This window comes from Bacteroidales bacterium (assembly GCA_021648725.1).
Taxonomy (GTDB): Bacteria; Bacteroidota; Bacteroidia; order Bacteroidales; family JAADGE01; genus JAADGE01.
Genome location: JAKISF010000016.1, coordinates 11545 through 26744, shown reverse-complemented (window position 1 = coordinate 26744; position 15200 = coordinate 11545). Strand labels below are relative to the sequence as shown.

13 protein-coding genes are annotated in these 15200 nt (G+C 30.7%); 3 read left to right on the top strand and 10 right to left on the bottom strand.

Annotation, left to right across the window (positions count from 1 at the left end; translation table 11 throughout):
- Positions 1–36 precede the first annotated feature (36 nt).
- Genes L3J35_07590 through L3J35_07580 form a run of 3 tightly spaced genes read right to left on the bottom strand, consistent with a single transcriptional unit; the run spans position 37 to position 5022 of the window.
- The gene (locus L3J35_07590; GenBank protein MCF6366049.1) at positions 37–480 is read right to left on the bottom strand and encodes a CZB domain-containing protein; all 444 of its coding nucleotides are present in this window, start codon (positions 478–480) and stop codon (positions 37–39) included.
- Positions 480–3539, bottom strand: coding sequence for an ATP-binding cassette domain-containing protein (locus L3J35_07585; GenBank protein MCF6366048.1), 3060 nt, complete (start codon positions 3537–3539; stop codon positions 480–482). Before L3J35_07585 ends, L3J35_07590 begins: the two co-directional genes overlap by 1 nt.
- A 49-nt stretch (positions 3540–3588) precedes the next feature.
- Complete coding sequence (locus tag L3J35_07580) at positions 3589–5022, bottom strand: dicarboxylate/amino acid:cation symporter (protein MCF6366047.1); 1434 nt, start codon at positions 5020–5022, stop codon at positions 3589–3591.
- 198 nt (positions 5023–5220) lie between these two features.
- Between L3J35_07580 and L3J35_07575 the strand changes: the two genes are divergently transcribed.
- Positions 5221–5715, top strand: coding sequence for a DUF6252 family protein (locus tag L3J35_07575; protein MCF6366046.1), 495 nt, complete (start codon positions 5221–5223; stop codon positions 5713–5715).
- On the opposite strand, the gene L3J35_07570 is transcribed toward L3J35_07575, so the two are convergent.
- From L3J35_07570 to L3J35_07545, 6 genes are all read right to left on the bottom strand, one after another.
- Positions 5712–6962 (bottom strand): insulinase family protein, encoded by a 1251-nt coding sequence (locus tag L3J35_07570; GenBank protein MCF6366045.1) that lies wholly within the window; start codon positions 6960–6962, stop codon positions 5712–5714. The two genes, L3J35_07575 and L3J35_07570, sit on opposite strands and share 4 nt — an antisense overlap.
- A gap of 5 nt (positions 6963–6967) precedes the next feature.
- The gene (locus L3J35_07565) at positions 6968–7918 is read right to left on the bottom strand and encodes a nitronate monooxygenase (GenBank protein MCF6366044.1); all 951 of its coding nucleotides are present in this window, start codon (positions 7916–7918) and stop codon (positions 6968–6970) included.
- Positions 7919–7963: 45 nt separating this feature from the next.
- Positions 7964–8641, bottom strand: coding sequence for a hypothetical protein (locus tag L3J35_07560; GenBank protein ID MCF6366043.1), 678 nt, complete (start codon positions 8639–8641; stop codon positions 7964–7966).
- Between the two features lie 39 nt (positions 8642–8680).
- Positions 8681–9343, bottom strand: a complete 663-nt coding sequence (gene ung, locus L3J35_07555; protein MCF6366042.1) for a uracil-DNA glycosylase — start codon at positions 9341–9343, stop codon at positions 8681–8683.
- Positions 9340–10212 (bottom strand): DUF58 domain-containing protein, encoded by an 873-nt coding sequence (locus tag L3J35_07550; protein ID MCF6366041.1) that lies wholly within the window; start codon positions 10210–10212, stop codon positions 9340–9342. The genes ung and L3J35_07550 overlap by 4 nt, the downstream gene beginning before the upstream one ends.
- A gap of 151 nt (positions 10213–10363) precedes the next feature.
- Positions 10364–11368, bottom strand: coding sequence for a ketoacyl-ACP synthase III (locus L3J35_07545; protein MCF6366040.1), 1005 nt, complete (start codon positions 11366–11368; stop codon positions 10364–10366).
- Between the two features lie 224 nt (positions 11369–11592).
- On the opposite strand from L3J35_07545, the gene L3J35_07540 reads away from it, so the two are divergent.
- Positions 11593–12120, top strand: coding sequence for a hypothetical protein (locus L3J35_07540; GenBank protein ID MCF6366039.1), 528 nt, complete (start codon positions 11593–11595; stop codon positions 12118–12120).
- 78 nt (positions 12121–12198) lie between these two features.
- Positions 12199–12753, top strand: coding sequence for a PepSY-associated TM helix domain-containing protein (locus L3J35_07535; GenBank protein MCF6366038.1), 555 nt, complete (start codon positions 12199–12201; stop codon positions 12751–12753).
- A gap of 13 nt (positions 12754–12766) precedes the next feature.
- Here L3J35_07535 and L3J35_07530 read toward each other — a convergent pair whose 3' ends face one another.
- Positions 12767–15142 carry a TonB-dependent receptor gene (locus tag L3J35_07530; protein ID MCF6366037.1) on the bottom strand — a complete coding sequence of 792 codons (2376 nt, stop codon included), beginning with the start codon at positions 15140–15142 and terminating at the stop codon, positions 12767–12769.
- Between the last annotated feature and the right edge of the window lie 58 nt (positions 15143–15200).

Genomic DNA, 15200 nt, shown 5'->3' with positions numbered 1-15200 from the left:
AGTTCTTTACGGCTTTTGACCGAGAATGTTAATTTATTACCCTAATGCCATAATCTCATCTTTAGACATTGAGTTAATCTTGTCTATTATTGAATCAATTGCTTTTATCATATTTCCGGATATTGAATTTAATACTTTAAAGTTTTTTTCTAAGGATTCTTTTTTCTTTTTTTCAACTCTTGCTTTATTGAAAAAGTTTGAACTGCTGTTGTCATGCATCAATTTGTATATTTCCATATATACTCTGTGAAGAGATTTATGATCTTCTAATAATGTTTTAGGTGCTTCAACAAAATATAAAAGTTGCCCGTTGTCGGCACACCATTTTCCGAATTCACACTCTGTATGTAATAATGGTGTATGCTCTTCTCCAAAATTAATACCGTTATAAATTGCTTCTGCATAAGTCATCCATCTTTCATGAGCTGTTTTCGCACAAATCAGCTTATTAATTATTTCACTTTTATTATACTTTATCATTATTTCTTACCGAATAAATCAATTATTTTTCTGAATATGTTAAAAATTAGCATTAAATAAATAATTAAAGATGTGAACCAAATAAAAATAACATTAAACCAAAGTGTATCAATGGTTTTATTTCCTATTTTTTTAACAGGAGAATAAAAGTGGGCTCTTCCGTTTTTTGAAACAGGCATTTTGAAGATAGGATCGATAACTTGTACCATTCGACTGTCTTCTTCTTTTATGGCATCAAATTCGCCTTTATTTCTTAGTATTTCTGCAACTTGTTTATTGTGATTTTTAATTTTTAATTTGTAAACATCTTCTTTGTTTTTGAACTTCTTTATTAAAGAATGAGAAACAGAGTCTGATTTTAGATTAAGTTTGTATTGTTTTGCGTTAAATTTTCTTTTTAATTTATCGTAATATTTTTGCAATTCTGTTTGTGTATTTTTATTAAAATTATTTATTGTTAATTCATTTAAATTCTCAAATTTTATTTCCGACGTTTTATTAAGTTCTTTAATCTCATTTGTCAGAATTTTTAAATACCTTTCGGTTTGCTCAATACTTGTACTTGCTTCAATATTATTAACACAGGTATTTGTATATTTTTCAAATTCGGGAATTAAGTATGAAAGTTTATAATTATTTTGACTTTTTTCTTTATCAACTTCAAAATAATATTTTTCGTATTTATTATTTTTAAATTGAGCAACTGCAAGAGCCTCATAAGCCCAGCGTGATGTCATTAAATCTCCGATTATAGGAACTTCTTTATATGATGTGAAGTTCTTGTGTAATTTTGTAAAGTCAACTATAACGCCGCTGAATAAAAGTTGAGGAACTAAAATAAACGGTATTGTTATGTATATTGTTACGACAGAATCAAATGCAGAGGAAATATTTAAACCGAGAATATTTGCAAATGCGGCAGTTGAAAAAAGTATTAACCAATAAGTTAGAGTAAGTCCGTGTATTTCTAAAATCCAATTTCCGACAAGGATAAACGATAATGTTTGAATTGCAGAAATAACAAAAAGAACAAAGATTTTAGAATTTAAATAACTGAATTTGCTTAAATGAAGAAATTTTTCTCTTTTTAATATTTTTCTGTCTTTAATAATCTCTTCGGCACTTAACGTCATACCGAAAAATAATGCAACCGTTACAGCCATAAATAAATAAGCTACAATATTAACATTTTCGGCAAAGATATATGCATCCGGGTCAGCATCGGTTCCGCTTATGTATTTTGTAAAATATCCGAGTATTACTGCTAAAACAGGAGCTTCTAAGAAAGTAATCAATAAATTTTGCTTATTTGTTAATTTTGCCTTAATATTTCTTATTGTAAAAATTAAAAATTGCTTAAATCTTGAAGGTGTTTTAAAATAATTTTCAGGGAGTTTTGATTTTTCTCCGGTTTCTGCTGTATCTTTTTGCTTGGTTTCAATTTCTTTTTTATATTTAGAATACCATTCTTGCGGGCTTATTTTTCTTTCTTTGGTAAACTTTCCGAATTCATCAACTATTTTAGCTTCAAGTATTTGTAGTGGTTGCTCGGCGTTAACGTTTCCGCATTCGGAACAACCGCTTTCTTCCGGATTTACATAATTAGCTGATTGTTTAAAATAAGTTATTGCATCAACAGGGTTTCCGAAGTAAACCGGATGTCCGCCTTTATCCATCATCAATAAACTGTCGAATAGTTTATATATATCCGATGAAGGTTGGTGAATATTTACAAGCACCAATTTACCTTTCAAGGCTTGTTCTTTAAGCAAATTCATAACCATATCGGAATCCATTGAAGATAGCCCGGAAGTAGGCTCATCAACTATAAGAATTGACGGCTCCCTTATTAATTCAAGTGCAATATTTAATCTTTTTCTTTGCCCGCCGCTGATAAATTTATTAACAGGACTGCCGACAGTTAAATCTTTTGTGGCTGTTAAATCTAAATCATTTAATACCTTATCAACAGCATCTTTTATTTGATTCTCGGAGAAGTTGCTGAAGCATAACTTAGCATTGTAATAAAGGTTTTGGTAAACAGTTAATTCTTCAATCAGTAAGTCATCTTGCGGAACAAAACCAATTACACCGTTTAGTTTTTCCTTGTCTTTATGAATGTCGTAACCGTTAATTGTAATTTTACCTCCGTGAAGCGGATAGCTTCCGTTAAAAACATTAAGCAAAGTTGATTTCCCTACACCACTTCCGCCCATAATTCCGATCATTCTGCCGGATTGTTCGGTAAAATTGAAATTTTGTATTCCGTTTTTAGAATTTTTGTAATAAAATTCAATATTTTCTGCTTTGAAAATTACTTTTGCACTATCGTCCGAATGAATAAACCTTCCTGCAATATCACTGTAATATAAAGGGTTTATTTTTGAACTTTTAATTACTGCTCCGTTATCAAAAATATATAAACGTTCGGGTGAAATATTTTGACTGTTTAAGAATAAACTTTCTGTTCCTATATATTTTATAACAAATGTGTTAGTAGTTTCAATATGTAAAATATAAATTTCTCCCGATAAGTTTTTTGAATTAATATGTTTTTGTACATTATCATCTTCTTTATTATTAATGATAAGAAGTTTTGGGTTGTTTTCGGAAGAGTCTATTTTATTTATAGCTAAATTAAATAAGTTGCTGAATTCATTTTCCGGAATATTAAAAATATCGGAAACTGTTTTTACAAAATCAAGTTCTTTTTCAGTAATAATATTATTTTCATTAACAAATTCCAAAAGTCTTATAAGAACGACAATTTTCTCTTTTTGGTGAAGTTGTTCATTTATTTCACTGCATATTTTAAGAACTTTAACAGAATTAAGAGATGTTTGTTTTCTGACTTTTCTGTTATCATCTTTTTTTGCATGATGGTGCTGTTTTACAAACTTATCAAATAAATTTAAATAAATATCAACGTGGTGTTTATTCAGCATTACATCAAGGTAAGTTCTTACAACTCTTCTTGCTTCATCGGAAACTACATTGCTGTCGGCATTTGCAATTATTGCAAATAATTTCATTAATGCTTTTAATATTGATTCGTTCATAATTTAATTCAAAATTAATACTCCAAAAATAGGCAAAAATAAATAATTATTACACTTTTAATTTTTCTCCTTCCGATTTTGCAACTATTACGGCACCGCAACTGTCACTCCATACATTAACTGATGTTCTGAACATATCTAAAATTCTGTCAACAGGCAGAATTAAAGCAACGCCTGCCAATGGTAAATCTACGGCAGTTAATATAATTGTAATCATAAACAAGCCTGCCATCGGAATTCCGGCAGCACCTATTGAAACTAATAAGCCTGTAACTACAATTATTATTTGTTCGGTAAGTCCTAAATCAAAGCCGTATGCTTGTGCAATAAATAATGCCGCAACTGCTTCATAAAGAGCGGTTCCGTCCATATTAATTGTTGCTCCCAAGGGCAGAGTGAACCCGGATATTTTTCTGGAAACTCCTGATTTGTGTTCAACAGATTCCATTGTTAAAGATAAAGTTGCTCCTGACGAGGATGTTGAAAATGCTGTAAGTAAAGCAGCTCTCATTGCTTTAAAATGTGCCCAGGGACTGACTTTTGCAATAAATTTTAAAAGAATCGGTAAAATTATTAAAGCATGAAATAATAATGCTGCTAATACTGTTATTGTGTACATCCCCAATATGCTGAAAAATTTCATTAATTGCCCTGATTGATCTGCTACGGCTTCTGCAACAAGTCCGAATACACCGAAAGGAGTAAATAAGATAATGAACATTGTTATTTTCATCATTACTTCAAAACCGGCATTAAAAAAATCGGTTAAAAATATTCTTGATTTTGTATTAATTCGGGTTACAAAAAAGCCGAATAATATTGCAAAGAATATTATTGAAAGCATTTGATTGTTGACAAAGGCTTCAAAAATGTTTTCCGGAATAATGTTTAATAATGTGTCTGATAAAGAATGGGATGTTTGCTCCGGAATTTCAATATTGCTGCCGTAGCTTTTATCAATTCCTATTCCGGGTTTAATTGCGTTGACAAAAATTAATCCTACAATTATTGCAGCCGTACTTGTCATTAAATAATATAAAAATGTTTTTAGCCCTAAACGACCAAGGTTTCCGGCAGAACCGATATTTGCAATTCCTGATATTATTGACATTAAAATAAGAGGAATAATAATCATTTTAAGAGCTTTTAAAAATATTATTCCCATCCAACTTATGTATTTTATCGAAGGATTATATTTTGCATATTTCAGAATTATTTGTTTTTGTGTATCAGTTAATTTAATGCTGTTGTTAATTTCTATATTCTGTATTAATTCAGTTTTGTCGGTTGCAGCAGAGCCTATAAGGTTTTCAATGTTAATTAAAGTTTCATCAGAAAATAAAAATTTATCTTTTTCTTTGCTTATTTTTTCGTATGCAGAAAGTTTAATATGATATTTATTCGGGAAAGATATACCGTATAAAACAGCAATTATTAAAGCAATTAATATTTGCCAGTGTAATGCAAATTTTGTTTTCTTCATATTATTAATATCCTGATTATGCTTGTAAAAATAGTAATTATATTCCTTATTTATAATTTTATTCTGCTAAAAATACAAATTATATAGTTTTATTGCTTGTATGTTTAATAAATCGGTATATTTATTTTTGTTATTTGTTAAAAAACATTAATTTTACGTCTTTCAATAAAAAATACTTAGTTTATTTTAATTGTTATAATGAGATTGTTAAGATTTATTTTATATAGCTTTATAGTGTTTTCATTCGGAATTATCGGTTGCCGGAAAGGCGAAATTAGTCCTGATAATTTCTTTGAAACAAAGATTAATAATTCAGAAAAAGTATTTAAACCTGAATCGGCAACTATTTTGAAAGGTATAACAATTATTGCTGCACATGATTCTAAAGTGAATTCAAAAAAAGCAATAATCATAACAGTTAACGGAGATAAAGTAGGAAAATATAAGCAAACATTTGATTATAAAACAGGTGTTTCAGTTTCTCAATGCAGCCTCAGTTATAAGATTATATCGAAAGAAGAAGAGTCTTCGCCTACATTTTTTACCTCATACGAAGGGAAGGTTGAAATTACCGGTCTTGACAGAAAAAATAAATTAATTTCGGGAGAATATAATTTTAAACTTTATTCTGTTCCTGACGATAACAAGCCTTATGTAATTAAAGGTAAATTTATTAATTTAAGTTATCGTTAAGTTTTTTGCTGTTTTTTTGCTTTATAATAAATTGTATTGCTGTTTTCGGGAATTAGAATTTTTTGTGCAATTTCCGAAATATCGCTTTTGTTTATATTTTGGTATTTATTAATTTCAGTATTATAATCTTCGGCTTTCCCGATTAGTTCATAATAGGCTAAATTCATTGTTTTTTGGAGAGTATCTGTTTCTCCGAAAATCAGTTTTGATTCTAATTTATTTTTAATTTTTTGAAGTTCTCTTTCCGAAACTTTTTCTTTTTTAATTTTCTCTATTTCAATATTTAGTTGGTTTTCGGCAGTTTCAAATGAAACACCATTATTAAGTTTGCCGTTAAAAACAAATAAGCCTTTTTCAATATTTCCTGAAATATATGCATCAATATTTGAAAATACTTTTTTCTCTTTTACTAATTTTTGGTAAAGTCGGGAAGAATCTCCGTTCGATAATATGTCTGATAATAAATCTGTTGCGAAATATTCTTTATTTCTTCTTTCACACATGTGGTAAGTTTTAAAAAAAGCATTGACAGGGACATCTTTTTCAACTTCAGAGAAACGAGCTTTGGTTTGGACAGGCTCAACAGGCAATGAACGTTTTTTAATATTTCGTTTTTCAATATCTCCGAACCATTTATTTACCGAATCAAAAATATAGTTTTTTTCAAAATTACCGGTAATACACATTATTGCATTATTAGGTGCGTAATGTTTATAAAAAAAGTCTTTAACATCTTGAATATTTGCATTTTCAATGTGAGATATTTCTTTTCCTATTGTTGCCCAAGCATACGGATGTATTTTGTATGCCATAGTTCTCATTAGTAACCACATATCTCCGTACGGTCGATTTAAATAGTTTTGCTTAAATTCTTCAATTACAACTTTTTTCTGAACTTCAAGGCTTTTTTCTGTGAATGCAAGACTTAACATTCTGTCGGATTCTAACCAAAATGCAGTTTCTATATTATCTTTCGGCAGAGTTTCATAATAATTAGTAATGTCGTTGTTTGTGAAAGCATTACTGCTGCCTCCTGCTTCTTGCAAAGGTTTATCGTAATCCGGGATATTTGCAGAGCCGCCGAACATTAAATGTTCAAACAAATGTGCAAAGCCGGTTTTGTCGAGATGTTCATCTTTTGCACCTACATCATACAACACATTTACTGCAGCAATCGGTGTGTTTTTATCTTGATGAAAAATGACTCTTAATCCGTTATCTAATGTAATTTTCTCAAATTTTATCATATTTTTTAAAAATCAAATCTTGCGTGATTAATTTGTTGTTTTACGGTTTTGTATTCTAAAATAATATCGCTGATTATATTTTTTACAGGCTTTATTTCTTTGATGATTGCAGATATTTGACCGATTTCTAATTCTCCGTTTTCTGTATCACCTTCAAACATTCCGAGTTTTGCTCTTCCTCTGCCGAGAAGTTCTGAAAGTTGTTCTCTGTTTGCTCCTTCATTTTCGGCTTTTTCAACATCAAGAGCAAATTGATTTTTGATTAATCTTACGGGAACTAACTTTTTAAAATACAGCCCGGTATAGCCTTCGGCAGCTTTTACTATTTCGTTTTTAAAGTTAATATGTGCCGAGGCTTCTTTTGAAGCAACAAAACGACTTCCTATTTGAACTGCATCTGCACCCAGCACCATTGCTGCAAGCATTGTTCTTCCTGTTCCGATACCTCCGGCAGCAATTATCGGTTTTGCGGTTACGGAACGAATCGAAGGAATGAGAACTAAAGTTGTTGTTTCTTCACGTCCGTTGTGCCCGCCTGCTTCAAAACCTTCTGCTACAATTGCATCAACACCTGCTTCATCTGCTTTTTGTGCAAATTTTGAATTAGCAACAACATGGGCTACTTTTATTCCGTAGTCTTGCAAATGTTTTGTCCAAGTTTTTGGATTTCCGGCAGAAGTAAATACAATTTTAACACCTTCATCGATAATAATCTGCATTATTTCTTCTGTTTGCGGGTAAAGTAAAGGTACATTTACACCGAAGGGTTTATTTGTTGCTTTTTTTGTTTTTTGAATGTGTTCTCTGAGAACATCCGGATACATAGACCCTGCTCCGATTAAGCCGAGACCACCGGCATTGCTTACGGCAGACACTAACTCCCAGCCGGAACACCAAATCATACCACCTTGAATAATAGGGTGTTGTATGTTAAATAAATTGCAAATTCTGTTCATATTATTTCAAAATTTAATTGTGCAATATGCAAAAAAGAATTTTAGTTAATCAACCGGAGGCCAAATAGCACTAATTTTGGGATTTATGGATAAATATACAACCCATAATCTGTCGCCGGCTTTTCTGTATCTGTTGTTGCTGTTCCAAGCTCCTGTTTTTTTTGCAGAAATTAATTTTCCGGATTTTGTCGTAAACTCATATTCTAATTTCCAAGGATGTCTTCCGTTTACGGTTTGAGATGCATCTTTATAAATATCAATTAATACGCCTTCTGCTTTAATTCCTTTTTCTAGTGCTGCTAATTTATTATTTGCGTTTTTAAGTCCGTATCTCATCATAAAGATACCGATTATCGGAAAAATAATTGTCCAAAAAAAAGGAACAGTAAAAAAGAACCCGATTATAAAATGAACATTTCGATATTTAAGTTTTTTAATATATACTTTCGGTATTTTTCTCGGAGCATTTCCGGGAGGTGTTCCAATATCTAATCCGTCATTGTTTTTAGATATTTCCGGTAAAGGACCGCCGCAGTTTTTACAATTTGTTTCATCAATAACTTTATTTACCGTGCCGCACCAAGGACATTTTAATTGTGCTTTTTCTTGACTGAAAACAGGTGATTCTTTTGTTTCTGTATTTGTAATGAGTTTTGTATTACAGTTCGAACAAGTTTTTCTGTTTATATTTTTTGTTCCGCATTTGTGGCAAAATATTGTCATATCAAAATGTCTGTAAAGTTAAAAATAACAACTTGAAAATTACCAATTGATTTCATAAATTCCTTTAGATTTTAAAAACGCATTTGTTTTACTGAAATGTTTATTTCCGAGAAAACCGGTATGTGCAGAAAAAGGTGAAGGGTGAGGCGATTTCAGGATATAATGTTTATCTGTATCAATTACTTGTCCTTTTTTTTGTGCGTATGCTCCCCAAAGTAAAAATACAAGGTTTTCTTTTTCTTTTGATATTTTTTTAATTACCGCATCGGTAAATATTTCCCAACCTTTGTTTTGGTGTGAACCTGCATTTCCTGCTCTCACGGTTAAAGTTGCATTAAGCATCAAAACACCTTGCTCCGCCCAATGAGATATATTGCCTGTTTCGGGGATTTCTTTGCCTAAATCGTCATATAGTTCTTTATAAATATTTTTTAATGACGGCGGTGTTTTTACTCCGTCTTTTACCGAAAAACATAAACCGTGTGCTTGTCCTTTTCCGTGATACGGATCTTGTCCGATTATAACAACCTTTACATTTTCAACAGGACACAAATCAAAAGCATTGAAAATTTCTTTTCCGGGCGGATATATGTTGTGTGTTTTATATTCTTGTTTTACAAAATTGACGAGATTAATGAAGTATTCTTTTTCAAATTCATCTTGTAAAAGTTCTTTCCAAGATTGGTGTATTTTTATGTTCATTTCTTTTTAAATAGTTTCAGTAAAGGTTTTATATAATCTTCTCCGGTTTTTATTTTTTGACTTCGAACGCCGGTTTTATCAAATATTTCTTTTATTTCATGGTAATTTTTATTTCTGTCGGTTTCATATTTTTTTCTGAATGATTTACTTGCTGTATCAATCCAGTATTCTTTTTCGGTTTCGGCATCTTTAATTTTTAATAATCCGACATTCGGAAGTTTATATTCTTTTTCATCATAAATGTGAAGTGCCGAGATATCATGTTTATGGCTTGCAATTCTTAATGCTTTTTTGAAATCGGCATCAAAAAAATCTGAAATAATAAATGCCGTACTTCTTTTTTTAACTGTATTTGTAAAATATCTTAAAGCTTCTGATATATCTGTTCCTTTACCTTTTGGTTTACAATCAAGCAATTCTCTTATTATTCTTAATATATGAGATTTTCCTTTTTTAGGAGGAATAAATTTTTCTATTCTGTCGCTGAAAAAAATAACGCCTACTTTATCATTATTTTGAATTGCAGAAAAGGAAAGTACTGCGGAAAGTTCTGTGATAAGGTCTTTTTTGAACATTCGGTCTGTACCGAAATATTGTGAACCGCTGGTATCTATGAGTAACATAACCGTAAGTTCTCGTTCTTCTTCAAAGGTTTTTATATATGCTTTGTCGTATCTTGCCGTTACATTCCAGTCAATATTTCGAACATCGTCACCATATTGATATTCACGTACTTCGCTGAATGTCATTCCTCTGCCTTTGAATGCACTGTGGTATTCGCCTGCAAAAATTTGTTTGGATAAACCTCTGGTTTTTATCTCAATTTTTCGTACTTTTTTTAACAGCTCTTTTGTTTCGGTGTTTGCCATTTTATATTGAATTAATATTTTGAAATACTAAACAAAGATATTAATTCTTTCAAATTTGAATAGTTTTATATTCTTTTTCCTAACTAAGTTTCAGAAAAAAAGATAATAATTTGAGAACTATTATCTTTTAAATTAAAGGTTTGTTTTAACACTACCATCTGATTAAGGCAGAAGCCCAAGTAAAACCGCTTCCGAAAGCTGCTAACACGAATAATTGACCTTTCTTTATTCTTCCTTGTTCCCAAAGTTCACTTAATAAAATAGGTATAGTTGCGGCTGTTGTGTTACCGTATTTTTGAATGTTATTATAAACTTTTTCATCAGGAAGCCTTAAAAACTTCTGTACCATTTGTGAAATTCTGAGATTTGCTTGATGCGGTAAGAACATATCAATATCATCAGCAGTCAAATTGTTTGCTGCTAATGCTTCCATTGTAACTTCGGGCATTCTTTTGATAGCATTTTTAAATACTAACTGACCGTCCATTTGCGGACTGTTATTCTTATAATCTTCGTGCATTCCGGGATAATTAACCTTTTCTCTGCCTGTGCCGGGATCTCTTCTGCATAACGCTTCTGCAAATTCTCCTTGTGCATGTAAGTGTGTTGACAAAATTCCTGTACCTTCTTCTTCTGTTGCTTCCAAAACAGCTGCACCGGCACCGTCACCGAATAATACACTCATATCTCTTCCCCTTGTTGATAAATCAATACCCATACTTTGTGTTTCGGCTCCTACAACAAGAACTTTTTTATACATTCCTGTTTTTACATATTGATCAGCAACAGATAATGCATAAATAAAACCTGAACATTGTGCTCTTACGTCAATTGCCGGTTTTGTTCCCATTTCAAGCATATTTTGTAATAAAACACCGCTTCCCGGAAAATAAAAATCAGAACTTAAAGTGGCAAAAATAATTGCATCAATATCATTAGCTGTTACTCCTGCACGCTCCATTGCTATTTTAGAAGCTTTAAATGCCATTATAGCAGTAGAAGGTCTTTCTGCCGGTCTATAGAATCTCCTTTCTTTAATTCCTGTTCTTTCTTGTATCCATTCATCAGAAGTATCCATTATTTTTTCCAAGTCATGGTTTGTAACAATATTTTCAGGAACATAATGTCCTACTCCTGTCATTTTTGAATTAAACATATTTTTTTTTTAGATTATAATTTTGAATTAAAAAAACGGTCGAATATATTATATTTTTGATTAACAGCAAAATTAAATATTTCAGAGGATGTTAAATTCGACCCTATAAAATAGTCGATAAAATTCAATGTAAGACATTGATAAATAACAATCAAGTTTTATTGTCGATTTAAAAAATAATGTTTATCTATGCACGTTTTTAAAAACCAAAAAATATATTTATTATGATTAAAAAGATTTTATTTGTAAGTTTTATTGCAATTATTTTTACTGCATGTAATGATGATGAATCAAATGTGCAAAATGCTGATACTACTATTATTGAAGATTTTTTAATGCCTGAGGTTGCTGTTGCCGATTTTGAATCAAAAGCAGGTGAATTTGTAGGAAAAGAAATTGAAGTATCGGGAATAGTTGACCATGTTTGTAAACACGGCGGAAAAAAAATACTTCTTGTTGACGGAGATTTTAGTTTACATGTTTTTAATGATGAGCGTTATGACGAAGATTTGTCCGGAAGCAAAGTTGCTGTTATCGGTGTTGTTGAAGAAGAAAAAATTGATGATGACTATTTAAATAAATGGTGGGAACATGCTCAGGGCAGTCACAGCGAAGGAACAGATGCTGATAAAGAGTATTTAGCACAAGTTGAAGCTGAGATACAACAAATCAGAGATTCTTTACAAGAGGCCGGAGTAGATCATTTTTCAGAATATTCTTTGAAATATGTTTCCCACAAAGAAAAAAAGTAAATTAAGAAATAAATTTATAATTTTAATTTCCAAGTCTTAAAAAAAGTGGCTTGGAAGTTTTTTTTAGTTTATAATTTGATGAAAAAGTTAAGAAAGTGGAGTAGAATACTTCACAGAGATATAGGTTTCTTTTTTGTGGGTGCAACAATTATTTACGGTATTTCAGGTATTGCATTGAACCACATGAAAGATTGGGATCCAAATTATATTGTTGATATTAAGAGAATTAATACTGATATTGATTTGTCAAAAGAACATATTTCAGAAGCAAAAATATTAACTCTTTTAAAAGAATTTGATTCGGAAGATGAATATAAAAGTTATAATTTTGTAGAAAGAGGTGGTATTTTAAGAATTTACCTCAGCGGTCGTTCTTCTGTTACGGTAAAACCGTCAACAGGAGAAGTTATGGCTGAGTTTGTAAGCAAAAGGCCTGTTTTTTATCAATCAAATTATTTGCATTATAATCCGAATAAATGGTGGACATGGTTTTCGGATATTTTTGCAGGAGCCTTGATATTGTTTGCAGTAACTTCGTTATTTATGGTCAGAGGCAAAAAAGGTGCATGGGGCAGAGGTGGTATTTATATTACTTTAGGTATAGTTATTCCAATTTTGTTTTTGATTTTTTAAGTTAAGTATTTAGTTAAAACTCAACTTTTAAATTAAAAACAGGAATTAACGGCAAAGCATAACGATATGCAAGTTCCTCTGTATCCGGGTTGTAATATTCTGAATAGATATTTTTTCGATTCAGAATATTTTGTATGTCTAATGAAAAAATCCAAGAATATTTCTTTTTATTTTGTCTGAAACTTATGCCTGCATCCCAGCGAATAAAATCAGACATTCTGTTTTGATAGGATTCTTCATAAATATAAACTGTTTGCCCTGCTTGTTTTGACAATTCAATATTTATCGGTGTTAGTCTGTTTCCTTTTTTATAAAATATTTTAGTGTTAATACCCAAAATACTGTTTCTTTTTTTGCCTGCCATGAATTCTTTTCCGGCAAGAAAATTAAACATAAAATTGCTGTTGTAAAGAGTATTATATATTTTTTCGTCAGGTGCTTTATATTTTGAATCAAATAATGATATTGTGCTTAAAAAATAAAGGTTTTTATATAAAAATCTTTCAAGAGTTAATTCAATACCGTAATTATATCCTTTCCCTTTGTTATTAAGTTCGAAACTATTTAATCCGCCTCTGCTGTTAATTGTTGAAAATGTGCTGTTTGTATCCGTACTGACAGGAATGTCAAATAAATATTGTTGATACATTTCAATTTTCAAACGATGATATTTATTTAATGAAAAATCGTATGCAATTACATTATGTATTGATTTTGCAAGTTTTAAGTTTTGATTTGATTCAACATAGTTTCCAAATTCATCATAAATTTTAGTAAAATATGTAGAAATAGCCTCTGTTTGACTATGTAATCCGAAACCGTAACTTAAAGCATGTTTTTTTGCAAAGTTCCAACGTATTCCTAACCGAGGTTCAAATGTTATTTCTTTATTCAAAAAGAAATTCATACTATGAATGCCTGTATTTACAGTAATGTTTTCATTTATTCTGTGTTTATGATTTATATACATTTGTATTAGTGTCGAATTTCCCGTATTATCAATAAATTGTGTTAAACTTCCTGTTGAATTAATTTGATTTGCAGATAAATTAAATCCCATGAAATTGTAAATAAATCCGGTTCTTAAAGTATTCTTTACATTGAATTTATGATTAAATTTCATTGAAAAACGAGCAAATTGATATTTTATATCTTCGTCATATAACCTGTTTGCTTGATAATTATAATCAAGAGAATCGAGATATACAGAACTTTGTTCAAGGTTCATTGATAATATTGTGTGCAAATAGCTTTTATGATTCGGAAAAACAAACATATTTTTAATACCTGCAACTCCGGTTTTATGAATTTCAAATTCATTCCGGTTATCACTTGCGTTAACCCAAAGACTTGTATCAATAATTGCTTTCTCTCCGGCATCACTTATACCGCCAAAGCCGAATAAATTAAATGTTCCCGCATTTTTAGTTTGAAGCGTAAAATTAAAGGCAATATCTTGAAAAGTCGGGATAACTGTATTGTCAATAACATTAAAGCCAAGCTTTTCAATCATTGCAAGAGTTGAATATCTGTAATTTACCAAATAAGAGCTTGTACTTTTCTTAAAGAGCGGACCTTCTGCCGTAGCTTCGACACCTACTGCACCCGGTTTAAGTGCAAATTCATGTTTGTTGCTGTTTCCTTCTCTTAAATTAATATCAAAAACACCTGATAAAGCATTTCCGTATTCTGCAGGAAATGCACCTGTGAAAAAATCAGAATTTGAAATAATATCGGAAGTAATTATACTTATCCCCCCTCCCGAAGAGCCGTCGCCACGAGGAAAATGATTGGGGTTAGAAACTTCAATACCGTTAATACGCCACAATAATCCTCTCGGTGAGTTTCCGCGAATTACTATTTCATTTGTCTCTCCATTTAAAGATGCTACTCCTGCAAATGCAGTAGCCATTCTGGAAAGGTCATTAAATCCGCCGGCATATCGATTACTTTCTTCAATCGAAAATGTTCTTGCACTGACAATGGCAATATCACTTATTGCTTTGTCTTTTTCACTGTTTCCGTGTATAATTATTTCTTCATTTTGAAAATATTTTTCTTGAAGTTGAATGTTTAAGATAGTTTCTTTTCCCGAATTTATCATCTTATCATTAATCAAAATATCTTCGTAACCAAGATATGATATTTTAAATGAACATCTTCCTATCGGAACTTTTTTTAATTCAAAATTTCCGTTGTTATCTGTAATAACAGCAATTACAGGATTTGAGTTAAGGATAATTACAACAGCACCGGGTAAAGGATTTTTTGTGTCAATATCTACAATTCTGCCTCTTACAATTTGAGTGAGATTTTGTGAATAAGAAATACCGGAAAGTATAATAAGGGAGAATATAATAAATATTAAGCGAAAATTTGATTTTTTCATTTTCTATTTCAAAGTAATTTTTGAAAATACAATTTACAATTAATTATTAAAAAATAAA

What these genes read in the sequence shown, in the direction of transcription:
- L3J35_07580 (MCF6366047.1), bottom strand. Translation starts at nt 5,022, where the DNA reads ATGAAGAAAACAAAATTTGCATTACACTGGCAAATATTAATTGCTTTA.
- L3J35_07560 (MCF6366043.1), bottom strand. Translation starts at nt 8,641, where the DNA reads ATGACAATATTTTGCCACAAATGCGGAACAAAAAATATAAACAGAAAA.
- L3J35_07535 (MCF6366038.1), top strand. Translation starts at nt 12,199, where the DNA reads ATGAAAAAGTTAAGAAAGTGGAGTAGAATACTTCACAGAGATATAGGT.
- L3J35_07540 (MCF6366039.1), top strand. Translation starts at nt 11,593, where the DNA reads ATGATTAAAAAGATTTTATTTGTAAGTTTTATTGCAATTATTTTTACT.
- L3J35_07585 (MCF6366048.1), bottom strand. Translation starts at nt 3,539, where the DNA reads ATGAACGAATCAATATTAAAAGCATTAATGAAATTATTTGCAATAATT.
- L3J35_07565 (MCF6366044.1), bottom strand. Translation starts at nt 7,918, where the DNA reads ATGAACAGAATTTGCAATTTATTTAACATACAACACCCTATTATTCAA.
- L3J35_07530 (MCF6366037.1), bottom strand. Translation starts at nt 15,142, where the DNA reads ATGAAAAAATCAAATTTTCGCTTAATATTTATTATATTCTCCCTTATT.
- L3J35_07550 (MCF6366041.1), bottom strand. Translation starts at nt 10,212, where the DNA reads ATGGCAAACACCGAAACAAAAGAGCTGTTAAAAAAAGTACGAAAAATT.
- ung (MCF6366042.1), bottom strand. Translation starts at nt 9,343, where the DNA reads ATGAACATAAAAATACACCAATCTTGGAAAGAACTTTTACAAGATGAA.
- L3J35_07545 (MCF6366040.1), bottom strand. Translation starts at nt 11,368, where the DNA reads ATGTTTAATTCAAAAATGACAGGAGTAGGACATTATGTTCCTGAAAAT.
- L3J35_07570 (MCF6366045.1), bottom strand. Translation starts at nt 6,962, where the DNA reads ATGATAAAATTTGAGAAAATTACATTAGATAACGGATTAAGAGTCATT.
- L3J35_07575 (MCF6366046.1), top strand. Translation starts at nt 5,221, where the DNA reads ATGAGATTGTTAAGATTTATTTTATATAGCTTTATAGTGTTTTCATTC.
- L3J35_07590 (MCF6366049.1), bottom strand. Translation starts at nt 480, where the DNA reads ATGATAAAGTATAATAAAAGTGAAATAATTAATAAGCTGATTTGTGCG.